A 21931-nucleotide genomic window follows, 5' to 3' on the forward strand; every position below is an offset into this window, starting at 1 on the left:
TACCCGCCCTCTCGGGCTTCCTCGGCTCCGCGGTCTCTCAACCGCTTCTGAAACTTACAGCATCAACGGCTTCCGCCCCCTCTGCTCCAAGCCCCCTGCAACGCTCGCCTCTCGGCTCCCGCGCAGTCCATCAACCTATCACACATCTCCTCCCTCTCCTACCAACGCCTCCGCCCAGGGCAGGAAAATCTCCAGGGTGGCTCGATCTCGGATCCGACCGCAACGACCCTCAAGGCCGCTCCTAGGATCCAAGGGCCTCCCGACAGGCCTTCAGGGAGCTCAGGTTGCCCACCAATTTCAGCCAGGAGCGGCTCCGGGTTCGGCCCAGCTCCAAGGAAGAGTCTGTCGTCCAGAAGGCGAAGGAGCAGTTCGAGCGCACCCTGGTTCTGGCCCGCGGCCAGTTGGTGGGCTCCGTGGCCGCTCTGGAACATCCCCGCAGCAGCGAAGCCCTGAACTACGGCGAGGTCTTCCTGCGGGACAACGTCCCGGTGATGATGTACCTGCTGCTGCAGGGGAGATTTGAGATTGTTCGTCACTTTCTGGAGGTTTGCCTGGACCTGCAGAGCAGCACCTATCAGACCAGGGGGGTGTTCCCAACCAGCTTCACGGAACAAAACGGCAACCTGATTGCCGACTACGGCCAGCGCTCGATCGGGCGGATCACATCGGTGGATGCCAGCCTTTGGTGGCCGATCCTCTGCTGGCTCTACGTTCGCCGCAGCCAGGACAGGGACTTTGGCGCCAGCCAGAAGGTGCAGCGTGGTGCCCAGTTGCTCCTTGATCTGGTGTTGCACCCGAGCTTCGAAGGCACGCCTGTGCTTTTCGTCCCCGATTGCGCCTTCATGATTGACCGCCCGATGGACGTGTGGGGGGCGCCCCTGGAAGTGGAGGTGCTCCTGTATGGCTGCCTGAAAAGCTGCTGCCACCTGATGGAGCTGGCGCAACAGGACCGCAGCAGCCGTTTACTGGAGCAACGGCTCGTTCTGACCAGGCAGTGGATCCACAACCTGCGCTCCTTTCTGCTCAAGCACTACTGGGTGACCAGCAAAACCATGCAGGTGCTGAGGCGCAGGCCCACCGAACAGTACGGCGATCAGCAGCATCAGAACGAGTTCAATGTTCAGCCCCAGGTGATTCCGGACTGGCTGCAGGACTGGCTGGAGAACCGGGGTGGCTACCTGATCGGCAACATGCGGACGGGGCGGCCCGACTTCCGCTTCTACAGCCTTGGCAATTCACTGGCCTGCCTGTTCGGACTGCTGACCGCACCCCAGCAAAGGGCCCTGTTTCGGTTGGTTTTGCACAATCGCTCCGATCTGATCGCCCAGATGCCGATGCGCATCTGTCATCCACCGATGGAAGCGACGGAATGGTCGAACAAAACCGGCTCCGACCCCAAGAACTGGCCCTGGAGCTATCACAACGGTGGCCACTGGCCCAGCCTTCTCTGGTATCTCGGCGGGGCGATCCTGCTCCATGAGCAGCTCCATCCCCAGGCCGATGTGCTGCTGATGGGCCAGACCAAGGCAATGCTGGAAGAATGCTACTGGTCACAGCTGAACCAACTGCCCAGGCAGCAATGGGCCGAGTACTTCGACGGACCGACAGGAACCTGGGTGGGCCAGCAGGCACGAACGTACCAGACCTGGACGATTGTGGGCTTCCTGCTGCTCCATCACCTGCTGAGGGTGAACCCTGGGGATGTAACGGCGCTCCACATTGATGGGCCCACTACCGCTAGGTAGCTCGGCATAAAAAAAACTGCGGCCATAGCCGCAGTTCAGTTGCTGCTCGTGTGCATCAGAAACAAAGAGATAAAGAGCTCCGAATCAGGATTCAGAACAGGCCCAGGGTCAATGACTTGTCGATGGGCATGGCAGCACCGATGCCGAGATAAATGGTGAAGACAGTGCCAAACAGGAAGGCCGCCATTGCCACAGGCCGGCGGAATGGATTTTGAAACTTATTGAAACTCTCGATGAAGGGGATCAGCATGAGACCCAAGGGAACCATGGTTTGCAGGGCTATGCCGAGCAACTTGTTCGGGACAACTCGAAGAATCTGGAAGACGGGATAGAGGTACCACTCGGGGAGAATCTCCAGGGGGGTGGCAAAGGGATCGGCCTTGTCACCCAGCATGGCCGGATCAAGGACAGCCAAACCAACGCAGCAGGCGATGGTTCCGAGAATGACAACCGGGAAGATGTAGAGCAGGTCGTTCGGCCAAGCCGGCTCTCCGTAGTAGTTATGTCCCATGCCCTTGGCAAGCTTGGCGCGAAGACTGGGGTCGCTGAGGTCAGGCTTCTTGAGGATGTGCATGGCGAAGACCAAAAGGTTGGCTTGGAACAGGAATGGGGAAATCCTAAGCAGGAAAGGGTGAGGAGGGTCGAATCACAACGGACCTGAAATGCCCTGCTTGCGGATCATCAGGAAGTGCATCAGCATGAACACAGCAAGCAGCCAGGGCATCACGAAGGTGTGGAGGCTGTAAAAACGGGTCAAGGTGGACTGACCCACGCTTTCGCCACCCCGCAGCAACTCCACCATGAAATCACCGACAACCGGCACGGCTGCGGGCACGCCAGAGACGATCTTGACCGCCCAGTAACCGACCTGATCCCAAGGGAGGGAGTAGCCGGTGACGCCAAAAGCCACGGTGATCACCGCCATGATCACGCCGGTGATCCAGGTGAGCTCCCGGGGACGCTTGAAGCCACCGGTGAGATAGACACGAAAGACATGAAGGATGAGCATCAGCACCATCATGCTGGCGCTCCAACGATGAACAGAGCGAATCAGCCATCCGAAGCTGACGTCCGTCATCAGGTATTGAACGGAGGTGTAAGCCTCGGCAACGGTAGGCTTGTAGTAAAATGTCATCGCAAATCCAGTTGAAAACTGGATCAGGAAGCAGACGAGGGTGATGCCGCCAAGGCAATAAAAGATGTTGACGTGCGGCGGTACATACTTGGACGAGATGTCGTCGGCGATCGCCTGGAGCTCCAGGCGCTCCTCGAACCAGTCGTACACAGGAGACGACTTGGAGGCGGGAGACGAGTTCGCCATGAAGCAGCTGGAGGTTGTGGTTTGGCAGATTCTACCGATCGGGGCGCAAGCGCCGTGATCGCTCCACGGGGTTGGTGGAGAGGCCCCCTGGCCCTGCTGCTGGCGGCGGCCCTCTGGGTCCCCGCGGGCGCCGCCCTTGCCCTCAACGACGGGCAGCAACTCGTCGTTGAGGCCTGGCGGCTGGTGAACCAGAGCTACGTGAACCCGGCCCGCTTCGAGGCGGTGCACTGGCGCCAGCTGCGGCAGAAGGCCCTCGAGCAACCGATCGAGAGCAGCGAAGCTGCCTACGCCGCCATCGCTGCCATGCTTGCCCCCCTCGCCGATCCCTACACCCGCCTGCTTCGACCCACCGACTACAAAGTGCTGCGCTCCGCCACCCAGGGGAGCGTCAGCGGCATCGGCCTGCAACTGGGCAGCAGCGGCGCGGACCAGCGGATCCTGGCGATCACCCCCCTGGAGGGATCACCGGCCGCCGAGGCCGGAATCATCTCGGGAACAGAAATTCTGGAGGTGGAAGGCGCCTCCGCCGCGGCCATGGGGCTCGAAGCCACCGCCAGCAGGCTGAGGGGGCCGGCTGGAAGCCGAGTCCGGCTGCTGCTTCGTTCTGCCGATGGCGCGACAAGGGAGTTGCTGCTGGAGCGCCGTGAGGTGAATCTTCAGCCGGTGCGCGGCCGTGAGCTTGAGCAGCAAGGCCACCGCCTGGGCTACCTGCGGATCAACCAGTTCAGTGAGCCGGTGCCGGAGCAGGTCAGGCAGCTGTTGCAAACGTTCTCTTCCAGGGGAATCGAGGGACTCGTGCTTGATCTCCGCAACAATTCCGGAGGGCTTGTGGATGCCGGCCTGGCCGTGGCCAATGGTCTGCTGGATGGGGAGGCGATCGTGGAAACCATGGATCGCGGCGGCCTGCGGGATCCGATCCAGGCCACGCCAGGGAGCTGGTACAGCGGACCCATGGTGACCCTGGTAAACGGCGGCACCGCCAGCGCCAGTGAAATCCTGGCCGGGGCCCTCCAGGACGACGGTCGCTCCCAGCTGCTGGGCAGCCGCACCTTTGGCAAGGGACTGATCCAGACCCTGATCGGCCTGGGTGACGGCAGTGGACTGGCCATCACCGTGGCGCGCTACGTGACTCCCAGCGGACGGGACATCCAGAACCTGGGCATCGAACCGGATCACCGCCTGGCGGATCCGGAGCCCCTCAACCCCGGCGGCGAGGGGGACACCTGGTTGCTGGAGGCCCAGCGGCAGCTGGAAGCGCAGATCGAGCGGGCATGACCAGCCGCACCTACCACGACCCGCTCCACGGGGCCATCCGCCTGGATCGTTCGCTGCCGGCCGAAGCCCTGGTGATGGATCTGATCGAAACGGTGCCCTTCCAGCGGCTGCGTCGGATTCGCCAACTGGGCCCAGCTTTCCTGACCTTCCATGGGGCGGAATCGAGCCGCTTCACCCACAGCCTCGGCGTGCTGCATGTGGCCCGCCGCGCCCTGGCCGGTCTCCGTCGCCAGCAGCCCGAACTTGACCGGCATCAAGGGGTGCTCTATGCCGCCGCCCTGCTCCATGACGTGGGCCACGCTCCGCTCAGCCACTCCGGCGAGGACATGTTCGGGCTGCGCCATGAACCGTGGTCGGCGCGGCTGGTGCGCGAGCATCCCGCCCTGCACGGGCGGCTGGAGCAGTTCGAGCCCGGCACGGCAGCGGCGGTGGCCGACCTCCTCGAACACGGACGCCATGGTTGCCGGGCGGTGGCGGCCCTGGTGAGCAGCCAGCTCGACTGCGACCGCCTCGACTACCTGCTGCGCGACAGCTACAGCACGGGCACCTGCTACGGCCAGCTGGATCTGGAGCGCATTCTTGCCGCCCTCACGATCGCCCCTGATGGCAGCCTCGCCCTCCATCCCAAGGGGTTGATGGCCGTTGAGCACTATCTCGTGGTGCGCGATCTGATGTACCGGAGCGTCTACAACCACCGGCTCAACGTGGTGTGCAACTGGCTCCTGAACCAGGCCATCGCCACGGCCCGAGCCCTGGGGCCAGAGCGGGTGTTTGCCGATGCGGTGATGGCCCGGTGGCTATGGCAGCCCGCCAGCATCGATATCGCCACCTTCCTGGCCAACGACGACGTGCGCACGGGCTATCACTTGCTCCGCTGGCGGGAGGAGGCTCCGGATGCCCTGGCCACCTTCAGTCGCCGGCTCCTGGAGCGACAGTTGCTCAAGGCCATCGACGTGACCCGGCTCGCCCAGGGCCAGCAACTGCAGCTCCTGGCCAGGGCGCAGCGACTCAGCAGCAAGGTCGGTCTCGATCCCAGCCTTTGTTGCGCCCTGCATCAACGCCAGAGCCAGGGGTACCACCCCTACAAGGGCGGCCTGAGGCTCTGGGATGGGGAAACACTGCGGGCCCTCGAGGCCAGCTCCCCCCTGGTGGCCAGCCTCACCCAACCCGTGGCACTGGCCTGGTTGATCCATCCAACCGAGATCTCCCTGGCTCTGCAGCAGGCCGAGCGAACCCTGAGAACCGATGCCAGGGAGACAGCTGATTAGGTTGATACCCCTCGGGTGCGGCGATGGCTGCCGTTTTCATTCGGGCCGAGCGGCCAGAATTGCCCCACCAGTTGCTGTTGCCCAACGAAACCAGCAGTTCGGGCACTGCGCTGGAGGAAGTCCGCCATGGCCTGGACTCTCAACCGCCCCTGGGTGGTCCCGTGGTGCTCCACTGCGGCAAGTGGCGGCTGAGCCTTCCGGAGCTGAGGGCCCTGCAGCAACAACTCGCCGAACGGTCGCTGGTTCTGATTCAGGTGGAGAGCCGGATCGCAACGAGCCTGGTGGCGGCGGCGGCCCTGGGGCTGTCCACCCGTTCAAGCCCTGAACCGCCAGGACACCCGGCAGAGGCAGCGGTCGAAGGCGCGCCGGAGAACGACGGGCTGACCCTCCACCACGGCACCCTCCGCTCCGGCGACCACCTCAAGGTTGGAGGCTCCGTGCTGGTGCTGGGGGACGTGAACCCAGGCGCCCGGGTGAGCGCCGCCGGGCACGTGATGATCTGGGGGCGGCTGCGGGGCATCGCCCACGCCGGCTGCCTGGGGGATGGGCGAGCCCGGATCGTCGCGCTGGAGCTTCGCCCCCTGCAGCTCCGCATCGGCACCGCCGTGGCCAGGGGTCCCACGGAGCCCCCGCCGGCCGGCTTCACCGAGGAGGCCAGGCTGGAGGAGGGCGGCCGCATCGTGATCGATCCGGCCCGGCCCCAGTGGCCGTTGGTTCGGGGAACGTCGCTCAGCGGTTGATCACGCCCAGGCCACCGAGCAGGCCGGCCAGGCCCATGAACCACAGCGGCGAGATCCGGGTGCGGAGCATCAGCACACACACCACAATCGACACCAGGTACGCCCGGGGGCCGTGGTTGGCCGTGGTGAGAATCTTCAGCCCCACCGCAAACAGGATGCCCAGGGTGATCGGCCCCAGGCCCCGCTCGAAGGCCACGCGCCAGGGGGAGTCCTTGAGGCGATTCCAGCTCAGGCAGGCCACCACCATCAGCAGGGTGGAGGGCAACAGGATCGCCAGCTCGGCCCCGAAGCCGCTGAGCAGCCCCCACAGCGGCCCCTCCTTCCAGGCCGCCCCCATGCCGAGCAGGCCCACGATCATCGAACTGGGCCCCGGCGCCGCCTCGGCGAGGGCGTAGAGATCGGCGAACTGGGCATCGGTGAGCCAGCAGAACTGCTCGACACTGAGGTGGTGATACTCCGCCAGCAAGGTGTTGCCGCCGCCGAGCGAAAACAGCGAGAGCGAGAGGAAGGTCCAGATCACCTGGGCCAGCTCGCCCAGATCGGTTAGCGCCACTGGGGTGCAGCCCAGGCTGGCAAGGGCGACCTCCCTCATCCCGGACCGGGGCGGGGCGTCCGCGGCCAGTACCAGGCCATCGCCAGGGGAGCGGCCACCAGCACCAGGGGAATCAGGCGCACATGCAGAACGGCCATGGCCACGAAGATGACGGCAGCCAGCCCCAGCGCCACCGGATCCCGCCAGTAGGTATCGAGGATCTTGAAGCCCATCGAGAGGGCCATGCCGGCCGCCGCCGCCACCACCCCCGCCAGCACCCTGTCCACCTCTGGTATCCGGTGCACCTGGAAATACACCAGCCCCAGCAGCATCAGCAGGCTGAAGGGAACCAGCAGCATGCCCGCCAACGCCAGCACAGCACCCGGCAGACCACGGAAACTCGCGCCGATGTACACAGCCATGTTGATCTGATTGGGGCCAGGGAACAGCCGCGCCACGGTGAGCCCGGTGAGGAAGTCCTCGTTGGTCATCCAGCGGCGTTGCTCCACCACAATCCGCTGGCTCCAGGCCGAGAGGCCCCCGCCGAAGGAGGAGAGCGCCACCTGCAGCATGCCGATGAACAGCTCACGCAGGCCCGGTGCCGGCGCCAGGGTCACGTCGCTGCTCGGAGCAAGGGAAGCCAGGGTGGGCGGGGACAAACCTGAGTCAGTCATGCACGAAGTGGGGATCGGGTGGCAGTTCACCCTGTTCGTGCAGGCTGGGATCGAGGGGATCCGGGGCGTGGTACTTGCCGGATTGGAGCCAATCGGCTTCGAACGTCGCCTTGAGCCGTTTCACCACATGGGGCGCGTCGGTTTCAATCCCCAGCTCCCTGCGCACATCGAAGGCGCTGCGATCGATGTTCATCGAGCCGCTCTGGGCTGTGGCCCCATCCACCACGATCAGTTTGGCGTGAAGCTTGAGGTGCTTCTGCCGTCGCACCTTGACGCCGAAGCGTTCCATCACCCGCAGCGAAGAAAACGTGTCGTAGATATCCCAGTCGCTGATGCCGTGCTTGCCGCCGCACAGCACCCGCACCGCCACTCCCCGCTCACGAGCGGAGATGATTCGATCGAGCATCACCGCATCCACGAATTTTGGGTGCTGGATCCAGAGGGTGTCCTTGGCGGTATCCACCAGCCTGGCCATCTGGCCTCGGCTATGGAAGCTGCTCCAGACCAGCCCGACGCTGAGATCGGGGGCGAAGAAGGTGCGGTGCCAGTCGGACTCGAAACCGGCAATCACCTGATCCACCACCGGCCTGGCTTGACTGACCACCCCGTAGTCGCGCGTTTCGGTGAAGTATTTGTCGGCGAGATTGAAGCTGGCGATCAGGGCAAAGCGCCGGTCCACCACCATCGATTTCTCGTGGGTCACCGGAAAGGCCTCATTCGTCCAGCGCACCGCCATGCCATTGCTCTGCAGCCTGGTGAAGGCATCATCATTCCAGCGATCACCACCGGAGGTGTGGGGGTTGAGCATGACCTGCACCGCAACCCCCCTCTGATGGGCCCGCAGCAGGGCTTGCTCGATCTGCTCGGACTCGAGCTTGAACTGTTTCATCAGCAGGCTGTCGCAGGCGGAGTCGATCAGATCGAGCACCGCTTGCGCTCCGTCATCGGGCATCACCAGCAGCCGTTGATGCCGAAGACCTAGACCGGGGTCTTTCATCCGCAAGGTTCCTCGATCGCAGAATTACGTCCCATCGTTTCAGAGGCCATGGTTCCACAGGCTTTAGCCTGAACAGATCCCTGACAGCGCCGAGACGACCGCTTTGAGCCGCACGATTCTGATCTGTTCCGGCAAAGGCGGGGTCGGTAAGACCACCCTGACCGCCAACCTGGGCATTGCCCTGGCCCGGCAGGGGTCCAGCACCGCCGTTCTGGATGCCGACTTCGGCTTGCGCAACCTCGATCTCCTGCTCGGGCTGGAGAATCGCATTGTCTACACCGCCCAGGAGGTGCTGGCCGAGAGCTGCCGGCTGGAGCAGGCCCTGGTCAGGCACAAGCAGGAGCCCAACCTCTCCCTGCTGCCGGCCGGCAACCCCCGCATGCTCGAGTGGCTCACCCCCGACGACATGCAGAAGATCGTTGGGCTGCTTGAGGACCGCTTCGACTTCGTTCTGATCGATTGCCCGGCGGGCATCGAGGATGGCTTCAAGAACGCCGCTGCCGCCTCCAAGGAGGCGATCGTGGTCACCACACCGGAAGTGTCTGCGGTGCGCGACGCCGATCGGGTGATCGGCCTGCTGCAGACCCGCGCCATCGAACCGATCCAGCTGGTGCTCAACCGGGTGCGGCCCCGGATGATGGCCAACCAGGAGATGCTGGCGGTCAGTGATGTCACCGACATCCTGGCCCTGCCCCTGCTCGGTCTGGTGGTGGAGGACGAGCAGGTCATCGTCTCGACAAACCGCGGTGAACCGCTCACCCTGAACGGCAGCCGCTCCCCGGCCGGGCTCGCTTACAACAACGTGGCCCGTCGCCTACGCGGTGAAGAGGTGCCGATTGTGGATCCCAGCAAGGAACCCCAGGGCATGCGGGCCAAGTTGAGTCGGCTGATGCAAACCAAGATCTTCTGACCCGTGATGACCCTGCGCGACCTGATCGACAAACTCCTGGGCCGTCAGGCCGCCAGTGCCAGCACCGCCCGGCAGCGCCTGCAGCTCGTGCTGGCCCACGACCGCAGCGACTTGAACCCCGAACTTCTCGAGCAGATGCGGCGCGAGATCCTCGAGGTGGTGTCGCGTTATGTGGAGATCGACCTGGACGAAGGCGATGTGAGCCTGGAAACGGAGGATCGGGTCACGGCCCTGGTGGCCAATCTGCCGATCAAGCGGGCCCGAACCACCCCCCTTCCCGCCTCCGCCGCCCCGGCCTGAAGGCCCATCGCGGCAGCGCACGCCCCGACCAGCTGGTCCCCGGCTGGGAACCCTGGAGGCAACCTCCTGATCCAGCCATGGCCCAGCTCCCCTCTTGCGCCGGCGTCACCCCCGCCGAGGAGAAGGTGCTTGGCCACCTGCGCCGCGGCTTGAGCAACAAGGCCATCGCCGCGGTGCTGGTGCTGAGCCATCGCACCGTCGAAAGCCATGTCTCCCATCTGTTGGCCAAGACGGGGTGCAGCAACCGCAGCCAGCTGCTGCTCTGGGCCCTGGGCGAGCGATAAGCTCGGGCCGTGCCGGCTTAGCTCAGTGGTAGAGCAGCGCTTTTGTAAAGCGAAGGCCATCGGTTCAAATCCGTTAGCCGGCTTCACTGTCCTGGTCAACCCCTGCTTTTTGATCAGCACCCTGAGGCTCTCCGCCAGGATTCAGACCCCCACTCCAGCGGCCGCCGCCCCGGCCGAAGGGAGGCCTGAAGCGGTGCCCGCCTAGGGTTCTGTCCGCAACGAACAATCGTCTGTTGAGCAAAGACCAGGAGAGTCGGGCTGGTGAACTCAAGACCCTCGGATGGCCAGCGGAAGCGGTGAGCCGCTACGAGCGACTCTGGGAATACCGACAGCGCTGGGGGGCGATCAACCTGGAGCCTGAGGAGCGGGAGTTCCTCAGAAAAGCCGAAGGCGAGCTCCCCAAGCAAGCGGCCAGCGGCCAGGGGGGATCCCAGAAAAAGACCACCCAGCAGAAATCCCACTACAGGTGGCTGGCATTTTATCTCGCTGCCATGACAACCCCCGGGGCCGTGGCCGGTCTGGAGGATGGCGAAGTGGGGGCCTGGCCGATCATCCTGGAGGAGGAGCTGCGCGCCCTCGACTACTACGAACCAGTGCTCGGGTTGCCGGACACCCACAAGGCCAAGGCCTTCACGGCGGCACGGGAGCAATGGGCCAGCGAAGCCGCGGCCCTGGGCCACACCCTGGCGTTCGACTTCAACACTCCGCTCGAAGCCCTCAAGCAAGCGGAGAAAACGAGCTGGAAGCCGCTTCGGAGTGACGGGGCTCCAGGGCTGAAGGAGTATCCGGTCCTGCCTGCGGAGGCCGCCGTTTCCTTCCGGGGGACCGTTCGCCGCAGCCTGGTTGCCCTGGTCAGGGACACGTTCCCCTCCCTGAGCGGCACGGACAAACCAGATCCCCCCGACGACTGGCAACGCAGCTGAATGTTCAGCGGGTCAGGCAGTCCGCCGTCAGCGCCGTTGGCCCGCCAGCAGCCAGGCTGCCAGCAGCAGGGGAACCCAGGTCCAGCCATGCAGCTCGAACAACGGGGTGCCCCAACGCTGCACCGGCTCCATCACCCCATGAAAAACGCTGAGGAGCACCACAATCACCAGGCTGAGCAAGAGCATGGGGTTCCCCGGAGGAGATCACGGGCGGCCTAGGCACGGCAGCCTTCTGGAATCACAGCACCGGCGCGCAGCACCTGCCAGTGATCATCGCTCTGCCAGCGAATGACCGTGCTGGCTTCCCCTTCCATGGCGGGCCAGGGAAGGGGAGCAAGCACGGGAAGGGTTGGGAAGGCCTTCGCCGCCGTCGCCGCCAGGCGGCAGGGCGGCTGCCCGGTACGGTTGGCGCTGGTGGTCGCCAGGGGACCCGTGCGTTGAAGCAGCGCCAGGGCGCCAGGGCAAGCGGGAATGCGCAGCCCAAGGCAAGGGCCCGAGGAAGGGGCCTGGGGCTGAAGCGCCGCCACGATGGCGCCCCGGGCCGGCAACACCAGGGTGACGGCCCCAGGCCAGCAGCGGGCCGCCATCGATCGCCACTCCGGCCTGACAGGCAGCACCAGGGCGGCGAACAGCGCCTCCGGTTCTGCGCCCATCAGGATCATCGGCTTCTGCGATGGCCGGCCCTTGAGCGCCCAGAGGGAACCGGCCGCAGCCGGAAGCGATGCCAGGGCCGGCAGGGTATCGGTGGGAAAGAGGGCTGCCGAACCGCCAGCAATGGCCACAGCCAGACGAGGGGCATCGAGCACCCGCCCATCCTCTTCCAGATCGAAGAAATCGCTCATGGCGAGGGGGCCAGGGAGTGGGCCAGGCTGCGGCGGGCTCCACTGAAGCGCCCATGGCCCTCCAGGTCCTGGAAGGAGACCACCTGCTCGAGCCCAGCAGCGACAAGCAGCGCCCGGACCGGCTCGCTCTGATCATGGTGATGCTCCAACAGCAACAATCCCCCCGCCGCCAGCGCCGTGACGGCGCCGGCGGCAATCGCCCGCAAGGCGTTGAGGCCATCCTCGCCGCCATCAAGGGCCAGCCAGGGTTCATGGAGGCGGACAACGGGGTCGAGCCCCATCAACAGCGATGAGGGGATGTAGGGGGGGTTGCTGACCACCAGGTCCAGCTGACCCCACCAGGGTTGCAGCGGGACCCACCAGGACCCTTGCCGCAGATGCACTCGCTCCCACAGACCCGCCGCCCGCAGGTTGGCTTCCGCCTGGAGGAGGGCCTCGGGGCTGCAATCCACGGCCAGCCCCGAGCTGGCCGGGAAGGCCCGGGCCAGCCCCAGGGCCAGGCAACCGGATCCGGTGCCCAGGTCAGCCCAGCGGAGCTGGGCCTTGGGCGGCCTTGGCGCCAGGGCCGCGATGGCCAGGTCAACGAGCAACTCGGTTTCCGGGCGGGGGATCAGCACGCCGGGGCCAACGCCAAGCTCAAAATCGCGCCAGGGGCAGAGGCCCACCAGGTACTGGAGGGGCGTGTGATCGCGCAGATGCCGTCGCCAGAGGGCCGCCAGCGCAGGCGGGCTGCGGCGCAGGGACACGGGCCGCTCCAGATCCGACCAAAGGCGCCGACGAGCCTGGGCGTCGAGGCCACCGGCCAGATCCAGCAACCAGTCGAAGTCGGCGGCATGGCCGCCCTCGGCCAGCAGGGATCGGCGCCAGGCCAGAAGGGCGGTTCCGGAAAGCGTTTCTTCAGCGGGGGAAAGCACGCAAACACCCAGGCCGCATCATTGCGCCAAAGCCTAGAAACCCAGCTTCAGAGGGGCCGCCAGCAAAGCCCGGGCTCCGCCCTGATCCGGCCGGCCAGCTCAAGGCGAAGCAAACGGCTGGAGAGCTCGACGACCGGAAGCCCCAGGCTGCCGCCCAGCTGCTCCAGGGAGGCGCCAGCACCGAGAGCAGCCAGCAGCACCTGATCCGATGCGGAACCGGCAGCAGCCGGGGGGGATGGACAGCCCGCCGCAGCAGCGGCGGCCAGGGGTCCGTGCCCCAGCTGGCTGATCAGATCGGCCGGCTCGAGCAACGGGGTTGCTCCCCGCACCAGCAGGCGGTTGCTGCCGGCGGCAGAAGCCTTACCCGCGTCTCCGGGCACCACCCAGAGGGGAAGACCCTCTTGCCAGGCCAGGTCGGCGGAATGCAGGGCGCCACTGCCATGGGGGCACTCGACCACGACCACGGCCTGGGACAGGGCCACCAGCAATCGGTTGCGCGCGGCGAAGTTCCCGCGCTGCACCGCCGCTCCAGGCGCTTGCTCCGTAAGCAGCAATCCCCTGGCCCCCACTTCGGTTTGCAGGGGGCCGTGGTGGCGGGGATAGACCCGCTCCAGCGGAGTGCCCACGACCGCCACCGGCCAGCCGCCCCGTTCAAGGCAGCCGCGGTGGGCGGCCGCATCGATGCCTTCCGCAAGCCCGCTCACCACCGGCCAGCCCGCCGCGGCCAGGGCCGCCCCCAGGGCCCGCGCCATCGACAGGCCATGCAGGGAGGGCCGCCGCGTTCCGACCACGGCAATGGCCCGGCGATGGCGAAGCTGGGGCCACAGGCTGCCCCTCCCCTGCCAGTACAGCCCCAGGGGCGGACGCTCCAACTGGGCCAGGGCCTGCGGATAGGCGGGATCACCCGGCAGGATCACCGGCCGACAAGCGGGACGTGGCGGGCCCCCGCCTCGCCATGGATCACTGCCCCAGCGCCGCCGAAACGCTTCGATGCGGGCCACCAGCCCTGGGCCGAAACCAGGCAATTGAATCAAGCGGCCCTGGGGGACAAACCAGGCCAGCTCCAGGCTTCCAAAGGCGGCTTCGAGCTGGTGGAGCCTGCTCCAGCCCAGGCCGGGGCAACCGCTCCAGAGCAGCCACCAGCCCCGGCGCTGCTGCGACCAGGCCGGGGCTCCACCGCGATGGCGTGGACCCGCTGGCCCGCTCGGGCCGGCCCGGGGGAACGCTCCGACAACGAGATCACCCAATGCGCCTGCCTCCTACTCAGTACAAATGTACCGCAGGCTGCCGATCGACTCAGGCCGGTCCCCGGGCGAGGGCCCCCAAGGCCTCCTCCAGATCGGCCGGGAAGCGCCGCACCAGCCGCCGCCGGGAAGCTCCCTGGCTCAGGTCCAGCAGCACCAGCTCCACCCACGCCTCCGCCGCCAACACGCCCGTCGGACCCAGAAAGCGGCTGCGCCATCGCAGCCGGATCCCCTGGCGTGGTTCCAGCACGCTCCACACCTCCACCCCATCGCCATGGAGGAGGGCCTGCCGGTAATCGATCGCCAGGGACACCACCGGCAGCTCCAGGCCCCGGGCCGTGAGGTGGCCGTAATCCAGACCGGCGGCAGCCAGGGCCTCCACCCGGGCCTCCTCCAGCCAGCCCACATAGGCGCCATGCCACATCACGCCGGCATGGTCGGTGTGCTGCGGCAGCACGCGCCTTTGAAGGCACCACCCCCGACCGCTGGGCTGCTGGTGCATTACGACCTTTCCGCCCATGCCGATGGGGATCGTCTCCGCGCCATAGGCTGCACCGGAACCGCGACAGCCTCGTGTTTCGCAACCTTCTGATCGCCGACTCCGGCAAGGGCCACGTGGAGGAGATGGTGCGCATGCTGCGCGACCTTCCCAGCTTCCAGCAGGCACGGCTGAACATCCTCCATGTGGTGACGGAACAGGCCGGGGAGGATTTCCAGGACCATTGGCAGCGGGCGGCTGGGCTGGTGGCCGGGGCCATCCAGCGGCTTGGGCTCAACCCGGGCGATGTGAACGCGATCATCCGCCAGGGCGACGCCAAACAGACCGTGCTCCAAGTGGCCGACGAGCTCGACGCCGACCTGATCGTGATGGGCTCCAGGGGCCTGGGCCGGCTGCAGTCGATCCTCTCGAACAGCTCCAGCCAGTACGTGTTTCAGCTGGCCACCCGCCCGATGCTGCTGGTGCGCGACGACCTCTACGTGCGGCATGTGAACAGGCTGCTGGTCACGATCGACGGGACCGGCGTGGGAGAGGATGCCCTCCGCATCGCCTGCGAGCTGGTGCGTGAGATTCCAGGGGGCACTCTCGCCGGAATTCACATCACCCGCCAGGACATCACCCCCAGCCGGGGTGGCAAGAGCCCGGCCGACGAGGTGCTCGAGAAGGCCGTGCAACGGGCCCGCAGCTTCGGCGTGGAGCTGAAGGGTATCCATCGCTCCGGCGACATCGGCCGGGGGGTGTGCGAAGCGGCCAAGGAGTTCAACATCGATCTCCTCGTGATCGCCTCCCAGGACCGGCGCCCCTTGGTGGCCAAGGGGCTGGTCGACATCGATCGTCTGCTGGGCAGTTCCGTCAGTGATTACATCCGGGTGCATGCTCCGGCGCCGGTGTTGCTGGTCCGGGAGCCGGAAGGACGCCGCTGAGCGACCAGGCCTCAACCCTGCTGGCGGCTGCTGGTCTGAATGTAAAGGATGATCAGGAAAACTGCCGGTACCAGCACGAACAGCAGGCTGGCCACGAAACCGAGATCGTTGGTTTCCATCGGTAGGTGCGGGTTTCACCGGACCGTATCACCGGCACTCGGCCCATCTGGCTCCGCTTCATCGGCCGTTGCGGATTCTTCCTCCTTGGCCTGAGGAGTCTCCGGTGGGGCTGGCCAGGCGATCGGTCCGGCAGGCAGCGGGGTGAGGGAAGCCGCCGCCAGGAGCGCATCCCCCTGGCCTCCGCCGAGCTGGGGGCGGGTGAGCACCACCAGGGAGCGCTCCACCAGGGCCTGACAGGCCAGTCTCCAGTTCTGGGGTCGGCCCTGGAGCTTGCGATCCTCCACTGCGGTTCGGGCACTGAGAGCCGGTGGGCCGGTCTGGTCGGCACCATCGTCGGCGACACCGACGAAACAGGTGATGCACTGGCCACAGCCGCCGCAGTTGCCCAGCTTTCCCTTCAGCCCATAGAGCTCCACGCCGGCGCGCAGGGCCACCTCACGAAGATTCTCCCCCGGGTAACACTCCACATCAAGGCCCTCACGGACGAAACGAATCACGGGCATGGGCGAGGAAACCGACAACCCCCATTCTGAACGGGGAGGTTGCGTTTTGTAACTGCCTTGTGATCAATCGGCTCAATCCGCGGCGGCTGTCTCAATCAAGGGTCACGGCTCGTTTCAGCTCATCGCCGCGTCCACCCCGGGCCTCCCGTAACCCTTACCATCGGCCAACGGATCGATCCCATCGATCGTCCACTGCCCTGGCCTTGGCTGCGGCATCCGTTTGTTTCCCCGGACCTTACCCCCATGGGATTGCCCTGGTATCGGGTGCACACGGTCGTGATCAACGACCCGGGCCGCTTGCTGGCCGTGCACCTCATGCACACTGCTCTGGTTGCCGGCTGGGCCGGCTCCATGGCGCTCTACGAGCTCGCGATTTTTGATCCATCCGACCCGGTCCTGAACCCGATGTGGCGCCAGGGCATGTTCGTCATGCCCTTCATGGCCCGCCTCGGCGTCACAGGCAGCTGGGGGGGCTGGAGCGTCACCGGCGAAACCGGCGTCGATCCAGGTTTCTGGAGTTTCGAAGGGGTCGCTGCCGCCCACATCATCTTCAGTGGTCTGTTGTTCCTGGCCGCCATCTGGCACTGGACCTACTGGGACCTGGAGATCTGGCAGGACCCGCGCACCGGCGAACCCGCCCTGGATCTCCCCAAGATCTTCGGCATTCACCTGCTGCTCGCCGGCCTGGGTTGCTTCGGATTCGGAGCGTTCCACCTCACGGGCGTCTTCGGCCCTGGCATGTGGGTCTCCGACCCCTATGGCATCACGGGCCATCTGGAGAAGGTGCAACCGTCGTGGGGTCCGGAGGGCTTCAACCCGTTCAATCCGGGCGGGATCGTTGCCCACCACATCGCGGCGGGGATCGTCGGGATCATCGCCGGCATCTTCCACATCACAACCCGCCCCCCCGAGCGCCTCTACAAGGCGTTGCGCATGGGCAACATCGAAACGGTTTTAGCCAGCGCCATTGCCGCCGTGTTCTTCGCCGCCTTCATCGTGGCGGGAACCATGTGGTATGGCTCGGCCGCCACACCGGTTGAGCTGTTCGGCCCCACCCGGTACCAGTGGGACCAGGGCTATTTCAAAACCGAAATCAACCGCCGTGTGGCCACCGCCCTGGAGAACGGCGCCACCAAGGAAGAGGCCTATGGCGCGATTCCTGAAAAACTCGCCTTCTTCGACTACGTCGGCAACAGCCCAGCCAAAGGGGGCCTCTTCCGGGTTGGTCCGATGGTGAACGGCGATGGCCTGCCCACCGGCTGGCTGGGCCACATCAGCTTCACCGACAAGGACGGCCGCGATCTGCAAGTGCGACGGCTTCCCAACTTCTTCGAAAACTTCCCCGTGGTTCTCGAAGACAGCCAAGGGATCGTCCGGGCCGACATCCCCTTCCGGCGGGCCGAAGCCAAGTACTCCTTCGAGCAAACCGGGGTCACGGCCAAGGTCTATGGCGGTGCCCTCAACGGCCAGACCTTCACCGATCCCGCCGCCGTCAAGCGACTGGCTCGCAAGGCCCAGCTGGGTGAGGCGTTCGAATTCGATCGCACCACCTACCACTCCGACGGCACGTTCCGCAGCTCCCCCCGGGGCTGGTTCACCTTCGGCCATGCCACCTTCGCCCTGCTCTTCTTCTTCGGCCACATCTGGCATGGGGCTCGCACCCTCTACCGCGATGTGTTCGCCGGAATCGATCCCGACCTCGGTGAGCAGATCGAATTCGGTCTGTTCCAGAAGCTGGGCGATCGAACCACCCGCCGGATGCCCCAAGGAGCCACCCCCTCTGCCGGCAGCACGATCAGCTGATCCTTTCACTCCCGGAGATTCCTGATGGAGAGCTTCGCCTACATCCTCATCCTCACCTTGGCCTTGGCCACCCTGTTCTTCGCGATCGCCTTCCGCGATCCCCCGAAGATCGGCAAGTAGCCACCAGGGTTGCACCCCTTCAAGCCCCCTGGTCCGCCAGGGGGCTTTCTCTTGGAACATGCTCCGATCGACCGTTCCAGAACGGCGGCAGCGGAACCCTTCTCATTTGAAGAGTTACTGTTTACACTTGATTGCAACCGTTTGGGTGTCTGTGGGATGCAATGTCCCTCCTGCCAACACACCGACAGCCGGGTGCTGGAATCCCGCGCCGCCGAAGCTGGCAAAAGTGTGCGGCGGCGGCGCGAATGCCTGAACTGCGATTTTCGCTTCACCACCTACGAACGGGTGGAAACGGTGCCGATCACCGTGGTCAAACGGAACGGGGTGCGCGAGCTGTTCAATCGCTCCAAGTTGCTGCACGGCTTGCTGAGGGCCTGCGAAAAAACGGGTCTGGAACCCGCCCGGCTGCAGATGGTCGTCGATGAGATCGAACTGCAACTCCAGCAGCGCAGCGGCCGTGAGGTGAGCAGCAGCGAAATCGGTGAGCTTGTGCTGCTCCAGCTCAGCGAGATGAGCGAGGTGGCCTACGTGCGTTTTGCCTCGGTCTACCGCCAGTTCCAGGGCATCAACGACTTCGTGGCCACCCTCGAAGGCCTCAGCCGCCGCAGCTCCCGCCAGCGCGGCGACGGCTCCGCAGCCACCCTGGCCGTTGTGCGCTGAGGCTTTTGTATGATCGGGGATTAGGTGCGTTCTGTCGGCGGGCAGATGCACCTCTCCCTCGTTCTGCCTGTGGCAGACCGCCATCCCTTCATGACCGTGACCCCTTCCGAGATCAGCAGCACCGAGGCCGAACTGGATCTCGCCGACGAACCGGCGGCTGATTTCGACCTCGACATCCTGGAAGAGGTTCCGACCGCAGATGATCCGGCCAGCCGTGCCGTCTCCAGGGATTTCGAGAACGCCGGCTTCACGCTGGAAGAGTTCGCCTCCCTGCTCAGCAAGTACGACTACAACTTCAAACCCGGCGACGTGGTGAACGGCACGGTGTTCGCCATGGAGCCCAAGGGGGCCATGATCGACATCGGCGCCAAGACCGCCGCCTTCATGCCCCTGCAGGAGGTGTCGATCAACAGGGTCGAGAACCTCAGCGATGTGCTGGAGCCCGGCGAGATCCGCGAGTTCTTCATCCTCAGCGAAGAAAACGAAGACGGCCAGCTCACCCTCTCGATCCGGCGCATCGAATACCAGCGGGCCTGGGAGCGGGTGCGCCAGCTCCAGAAGGAAGACGCCACGATCTACAGCGAAGTGTTTGCCACCAACCGGGGCGGCGCCCTGGTGCGGGTGGAGGGTCTGCGTGGCTTCATCCCCGGCAGCCACATCAGCACCCGCAAGCCCAAGGAGGATCTGGTCGCCGACTTCCTGCCCCTGAAGTTTCTGGAGGTGGACGAGGAGCGCAACCGCCTGGTGCTCAGCCATCGCCGCGCCCTGGTGGAGCGCAAGATGAACCGGCTGGAGGTGGGCGAGGTGGTGATCGGCACCGTCCGGGGCATCAAGCCCTACGGCGCCTTCATTGACATCGGCGGTGTCAGCGGCCTGCTGCACATCTCCGAGATCAGCCACGAACACATCGAAACGCCCCACACGGTGCTCAATGTGAACGATCAGATGAAGGTGATGATCATCGACCTCGACGCCGAGCGAGGCCGGATCTCCCTCTCCACCAAGGCCCTCGAACCCGAACCCGGTGACATGCTCACCGATCCCCAGAAGGTGTTCGACAAGGCCGAGGAGATGGCTGCCCGCTACAAGCAGATGTTGCTGGAGCAGGCCGAAACCGAGCCGATGGGCGTCACCGTCGACTGACCCTCACCCATTCCCGAACCACCGACCCCTTGCCCACGGGTGCACCGATGGCCATCCTGGCCCTGCGCGGCGAACCACTTGGCCGGGTGGAGGCCGTCCTGTTCGACAAGGACGGCACCCTCAGCAACAGCGAACCCGCCCTCACCACCCTTACGGAAGCCAGGGTGGCGGCCTGTCTGGCCAGGGTGAGCAGCGAACGGCGCGCCACCCTGCGGGATCTGCTCCATCGGGCCTATGGCCTTCATGGCGGGCGGCTCGATCCCGCCGGTATCACGGCGGTGGCCAGCCGCGCCCACAACCTGCTGGCCACCGCCACCGCCTTCTGCCAGGTCGGGCTCGGCTGGCCCGAAGCCCTCGCCCTCAGCGAGGCGGTGTTCAGCGCCACCGACCAGCCATCCGGCTCCGCCGGCGGCCTGGTAACCCGACGGCCCGCTGCGCCCACCACCGCCGGGCTGGCCCGCCTGTTGGCGGAGCTTGATCAGGCCGGCGTCATCCTCGGGGTGATCAGCAACGACCAGACCCAGGGCATCGAGCATTTTCTGGCGTTCCATGGCCTCCGGCACCACATCCGCGGCATCTGGAGCGCCGATCACCGCCCGGCCAAGCCGGATCCCGGCGCCGTCCATTGTTTCTGCCGCGAGCTGGGGGTCGAGCCTGGCGCCAGCGCCCTGATCGGCGATGCCGACAGCGATCTGGCCATGGCGGTCGCTGCGGGGATTGCCCATGCCCTGGGCTACACCGCCGGCTGGGCGGCCAAACCGGTCCTCGCCGCTGGCCACCCCCTGATCGATCACTGGTCGGAGCTCACGGTGCTCTGAGGGCTCAGCGATCCGGGCTCCAAAATCATCCCGTCCGCCAGGACCCATTGGAGATAGGCTCCCCCCACACCAATGCACGTTCAGCAATGGGCCGCTACGTCTTCACGTCTGAATCGGTGACCGAAGGCCACCCCGACAAGATCTGTGATCAGATCAGTGATGCCGTGCTTGATGCGATTCTCACTGTTGATCCGCTCAGCAGGGTCGCCTGTGAATCCGTCGTGAACACCGGGCTTTGCCTGCTCACCGGCGAAGTGAGCACCACCGCCAAGGTGGACTTCACCACCCTGGCACGGGGGGTGATCGAGGAGATCGGCTACAGCGGCGCCCGCGCCGGAGGCTTCGATGCCCACAGTTGCGCCGTGCTGGTGGCCATGGATCAGCAATCCCCCGACATCGCCCAGGGTGTGGATGAGGCCGACGATCATGACGGCGATCCGCTCGACAAGGTGGGGGCCGGCGACCAGGGCATCATGTTCGGCTTCGCCTGCAACGAAACGCCCGAGCTGATGCCGCTGCCGATCAGCCTGGCCCACCGGCTGGCCCGCAAGCTTGCTGAGGTCCGCCACAACGGCACCCTTGCCTATCTCCTGCCCGATGGCAAAACCCAGGTGAGTGTGGTCTATGAAAACGAGCAACCCGTGGCGATCGACACCCTGCTGATCTCCACCCAGCATGTGGCTGAGATTGATGGCATCAGTGACGAAGCCGGCATCCGTCAGCGGATTTCCGACGACCTCTGGGTTCACGTCGTGGAGCCGGCCACTGCGGATCTGACGATCCGGCCGGATCGCGCCAGCACCCGTTTTCTGGTCAATCCCACCGGCAAGTTCGTGGTGGGGGGCCCCCAGGGAGATGCCGGTCTGACCGGCCGCAAGATCATTGTCGACACCTATGGCGGCACAGCCCGCCACGGTGGTGGTGCCTTCTCCGGCAAGGATCCCACCAAGGTGGATCGCTCGGCCGCCTACGCCGCCCGCCACGTCGCCAAGAGCCTGGTGGCAGCTGGTCTGGCCCAGCGCGTTGAAGTGCAGTTGAGCTACGCCATCGGCGTTGCCCGGCCTGTGAGCATCCTGGTGCAGACCTTTGGCACCGGCAAGCTCGCCGACGACGACCTGACCGCCCTGGTGCAGGAGCACTTCGACCTGCGGCCCGGCGCGATCATCGAGAGCTTCGGCCTGCGCACACTCCCCAAGGAGCGCGGCGGGCGCTTCTACCAGGACGTGGCCGCCTACGGCCATTTCGGCAGAAGCGACCTGAATCTGCCCTGGGAGAACGTGGAGGCCACGTCCACGATGCTGCGGCAGGTCACCGCCGAGCGCACCGCCGCTGGCAGCGCGGCCTGAGTCAGGCCAACTCGCCCTCTCCCCCTG

27 protein-coding genes and 1 tRNA gene are annotated in these 21931 nt (G+C 65.7%); 16 read left to right on the top strand and 12 right to left on the bottom strand.

The genetic code is table 11. The features are described from left to right. Positions 1 to 284 precede the first annotated feature (284 nt). Positions 285 to 1745, top strand: coding sequence for a glycoside hydrolase 100 family protein (locus tag KBY66_RS13890; protein WP_255090210.1), 1461 nt, complete (start codon positions 285 to 287; stop codon positions 1743 to 1745). Between the two features lie 91 nt (positions 1746 to 1836). On the opposite strand, the gene petD is transcribed toward KBY66_RS13890, so the two are convergent. Then, positions 1837 to 2319, bottom strand: coding sequence for a cytochrome b6-f complex subunit IV (petD, locus tag KBY66_RS13895; RefSeq protein ID WP_255090211.1), 483 nt, complete (start codon positions 2317 to 2319; stop codon positions 1837 to 1839). 72 nt (positions 2320 to 2391) lie between these two features. Then, a complete protein-coding gene (gene petB, locus KBY66_RS13900; protein WP_255090212.1) occupies positions 2392 to 3066 on the bottom strand; it encodes a cytochrome b6 in 675 nt (224 codons plus the stop codon). Positions 3067 to 3120: 54 nt separating this feature from the next. Between petB and ctpZ the strand changes: the two genes are divergently transcribed. From ctpZ to minC, 3 genes are read left to right on the top strand one after another with little or no spacing between them, the layout of a single operon-like run. After that, a complete protein-coding gene (gene ctpZ / locus KBY66_RS13905) occupies positions 3121 to 4341 on the top strand; it encodes a carboxyl-terminal processing protease CtpZ (RefSeq protein WP_399225584.1) in 1221 nt (406 codons plus the stop codon). Continuing rightward, positions 4338 to 5609, top strand: a complete 1272-nt coding sequence (locus KBY66_RS13910; RefSeq protein WP_255090213.1) for an HD domain-containing protein — start codon at positions 4338 to 4340, stop codon at positions 5607 to 5609. Before ctpZ ends, KBY66_RS13910 begins: the two co-directional genes overlap by 4 nt. Before the next feature lie 23 nt (positions 5610 to 5632). Further along, positions 5633 to 6349: a septum site-determining protein MinC gene (gene minC, locus KBY66_RS13915; RefSeq protein WP_255090214.1), complete on the top strand. Its 717-nt coding sequence runs from the start codon at positions 5633 to 5635 to the stop codon at positions 6347 to 6349. Here minC and KBY66_RS13920 read toward each other — a convergent pair. From KBY66_RS13920 to KBY66_RS13930, 3 genes are read right to left on the bottom strand one after another with little or no spacing between them, the layout of a single operon-like run. Continuing rightward, a complete protein-coding gene (locus KBY66_RS13920; protein WP_255090215.1) occupies positions 6339 to 6941 on the bottom strand; it encodes a chromate transporter in 603 nt (200 codons plus the stop codon). The two genes, minC and KBY66_RS13920, sit on opposite strands and share 11 nt — an antisense overlap. Further along, complete coding sequence (locus KBY66_RS13925; RefSeq protein WP_255090216.1) at positions 6938 to 7555, bottom strand: chromate transporter; 618 nt, start codon at positions 7553 to 7555, stop codon at positions 6938 to 6940. The genes KBY66_RS13920 and KBY66_RS13925 overlap by 4 nt, the downstream gene beginning before the upstream one ends. Next, entirely contained in the window at positions 7548 to 8552 is a 1005-nt protein-coding gene (locus tag KBY66_RS13930) for a phospholipase D-like domain-containing protein (protein ID WP_255090217.1), read from the bottom strand. The genes KBY66_RS13925 and KBY66_RS13930 overlap by 8 nt, the downstream gene beginning before the upstream one ends. A 103-nt stretch (positions 8553 to 8655) precedes the next feature. Between KBY66_RS13930 and minD the strand changes: the two genes are divergently transcribed. The 5 genes from minD to KBY66_RS13955 all read left to right on the top strand — a co-directional run bounded on the left by minD (position 8656) and on the right by KBY66_RS13955 (position 10969). Continuing rightward, entirely contained in the window at positions 8656 to 9462 is an 807-nt protein-coding gene (minD, locus tag KBY66_RS13935; RefSeq protein ID WP_255090218.1) for a septum site-determining protein MinD, read from the top strand. A gap of 6 nt (positions 9463 to 9468) precedes the next feature. After that, complete coding sequence (minE, locus tag KBY66_RS13940) at positions 9469 to 9762, top strand: cell division topological specificity factor MinE (RefSeq protein ID WP_255090219.1); 294 nt, start codon at positions 9469 to 9471, stop codon at positions 9760 to 9762. Positions 9763 to 9839: 77 nt separating this feature from the next. Continuing rightward, positions 9840 to 10046: a response regulator transcription factor gene (locus tag KBY66_RS13945; RefSeq protein ID WP_255090220.1), complete on the top strand. Its 207-nt coding sequence runs from the start codon at positions 9840 to 9842 to the stop codon at positions 10044 to 10046. Between the two features lie 11 nt (positions 10047 to 10057). Further along, positions 10058 to 10129, top strand: a tRNA-Thr gene (locus KBY66_RS13950). A gap of 150 nt (positions 10130 to 10279) precedes the next feature. After that, positions 10280 to 10969: a hypothetical protein gene (locus KBY66_RS13955; RefSeq protein ID WP_255090221.1), complete on the top strand. Its 690-nt coding sequence runs from the start codon at positions 10280 to 10282 to the stop codon at positions 10967 to 10969. Positions 10970 to 10996: 27 nt separating this feature from the next. On the opposite strand, the gene KBY66_RS13960 is transcribed toward KBY66_RS13955, so the two are convergent. Genes KBY66_RS13960 through KBY66_RS13980 form a run of 5 tightly spaced genes read right to left on the bottom strand, consistent with a single transcriptional unit; the run spans position 10997 to position 14471 of the window. Then, positions 10997 to 11155, bottom strand: a complete 159-nt coding sequence (locus tag KBY66_RS13960) for a hypothetical protein (RefSeq protein ID WP_255090222.1) — start codon at positions 11153 to 11155, stop codon at positions 10997 to 10999. Between the two features lie 29 nt (positions 11156 to 11184). Further along, on the bottom strand, positions 11185 to 11811 hold the full coding sequence (locus tag KBY66_RS13965) for an L-threonylcarbamoyladenylate synthase (RefSeq protein ID WP_255090223.1): 627 nt from the start codon (positions 11809 to 11811) through the stop codon (positions 11185 to 11187). Then, positions 11808 to 12725, bottom strand: coding sequence for a peptide chain release factor N(5)-glutamine methyltransferase (gene prmC, locus KBY66_RS13970; protein ID WP_255090224.1), 918 nt, complete (start codon positions 12723 to 12725; stop codon positions 11808 to 11810). Before prmC ends, KBY66_RS13965 begins: the two co-directional genes overlap by 4 nt. Before the next feature lie 47 nt (positions 12726 to 12772). Beyond that, complete coding sequence (locus KBY66_RS13975; protein WP_255090225.1) at positions 12773 to 13972, bottom strand: DNA-processing protein DprA; 1200 nt, start codon at positions 13970 to 13972, stop codon at positions 12773 to 12775. Positions 13973 to 14021: 49 nt separating this feature from the next. Further along, a complete protein-coding gene (locus KBY66_RS13980; RefSeq protein ID WP_255090226.1) occupies positions 14022 to 14471 on the bottom strand; it encodes an acyl-CoA thioesterase in 450 nt (149 codons plus the stop codon). Positions 14472 to 14542: 71 nt separating this feature from the next. Here KBY66_RS13980 and KBY66_RS13985 point away from each other — a divergent pair, with 71 nt between their 5' ends. Beyond that, the gene (locus KBY66_RS13985; protein WP_255090227.1) at positions 14543 to 15391 is read left to right on the top strand and encodes a universal stress protein; all 849 of its coding nucleotides are present in this window, start codon (positions 14543 to 14545) and stop codon (positions 15389 to 15391) included. 11 nt (positions 15392 to 15402) lie between these two features. Here the strand turns inward: KBY66_RS13985 and psbM are convergent, their stop codons facing one another. Both psbM and KBY66_RS13995 read right to left on the bottom strand, forming a co-directional pair. After that, a complete protein-coding gene (gene psbM, locus KBY66_RS13990) occupies positions 15403 to 15510 on the bottom strand; it encodes a photosystem II reaction center protein PsbM (RefSeq protein WP_255090228.1) in 108 nt (35 codons plus the stop codon). A gap of 15 nt (positions 15511 to 15525) precedes the next feature. Then, the gene (locus KBY66_RS13995; RefSeq protein WP_255090229.1) at positions 15526 to 16014 is read right to left on the bottom strand and encodes a (2Fe-2S)-binding protein; all 489 of its coding nucleotides are present in this window, start codon (positions 16012 to 16014) and stop codon (positions 15526 to 15528) included. 243 nt (positions 16015 to 16257) lie between these two features. On the opposite strand from KBY66_RS13995, the gene psbB reads away from it, so the two are divergent. From psbB to metK, 6 genes are all read left to right on the top strand, one after another. Beyond that, entirely contained in the window at positions 16258 to 17817 is a 1560-nt protein-coding gene (psbB, locus tag KBY66_RS14000) for a photosystem II chlorophyll-binding protein CP47 (RefSeq protein WP_255090230.1), read from the top strand. A 24-nt stretch (positions 17818 to 17841) separates the two neighbouring features. Continuing rightward, a complete protein-coding gene (locus KBY66_RS14005) occupies positions 17842 to 17937 on the top strand; it encodes a photosystem II reaction center protein T (protein WP_043368769.1) in 96 nt (31 codons plus the stop codon). 156 nt (positions 17938 to 18093) lie between these two features. After that, complete coding sequence (nrdR, locus tag KBY66_RS14010) at positions 18094 to 18597, top strand: transcriptional regulator NrdR (RefSeq protein ID WP_255090231.1); 504 nt, start codon at positions 18094 to 18096, stop codon at positions 18595 to 18597. Between the two features lie 90 nt (positions 18598 to 18687). Next, the gene (locus KBY66_RS14015) at positions 18688 to 19740 is read left to right on the top strand and encodes a 30S ribosomal protein S1 (protein WP_255090244.1); all 1053 of its coding nucleotides are present in this window, start codon (positions 18688 to 18690) and stop codon (positions 19738 to 19740) included. A 47-nt stretch (positions 19741 to 19787) separates the two neighbouring features. Then, the gene (locus KBY66_RS14020; RefSeq protein ID WP_255090232.1) at positions 19788 to 20558 is read left to right on the top strand and encodes an HAD family hydrolase; all 771 of its coding nucleotides are present in this window, start codon (positions 19788 to 19790) and stop codon (positions 20556 to 20558) included. A gap of 86 nt (positions 20559 to 20644) precedes the next feature. After that, entirely contained in the window at positions 20645 to 21904 is a 1260-nt protein-coding gene (gene metK / locus KBY66_RS14025) for a methionine adenosyltransferase (RefSeq protein ID WP_255090233.1), read from the top strand. Positions 21905 to 21931: the final 27 nt, after the last annotated feature.

This window comes from Synechococcus sp. Tobar12-5m-g (assembly GCF_024345415.1).
Lineage (GTDB): Bacteria > Cyanobacteriota > Cyanobacteriia > PCC-6307 > Cyanobiaceae > Regnicoccus.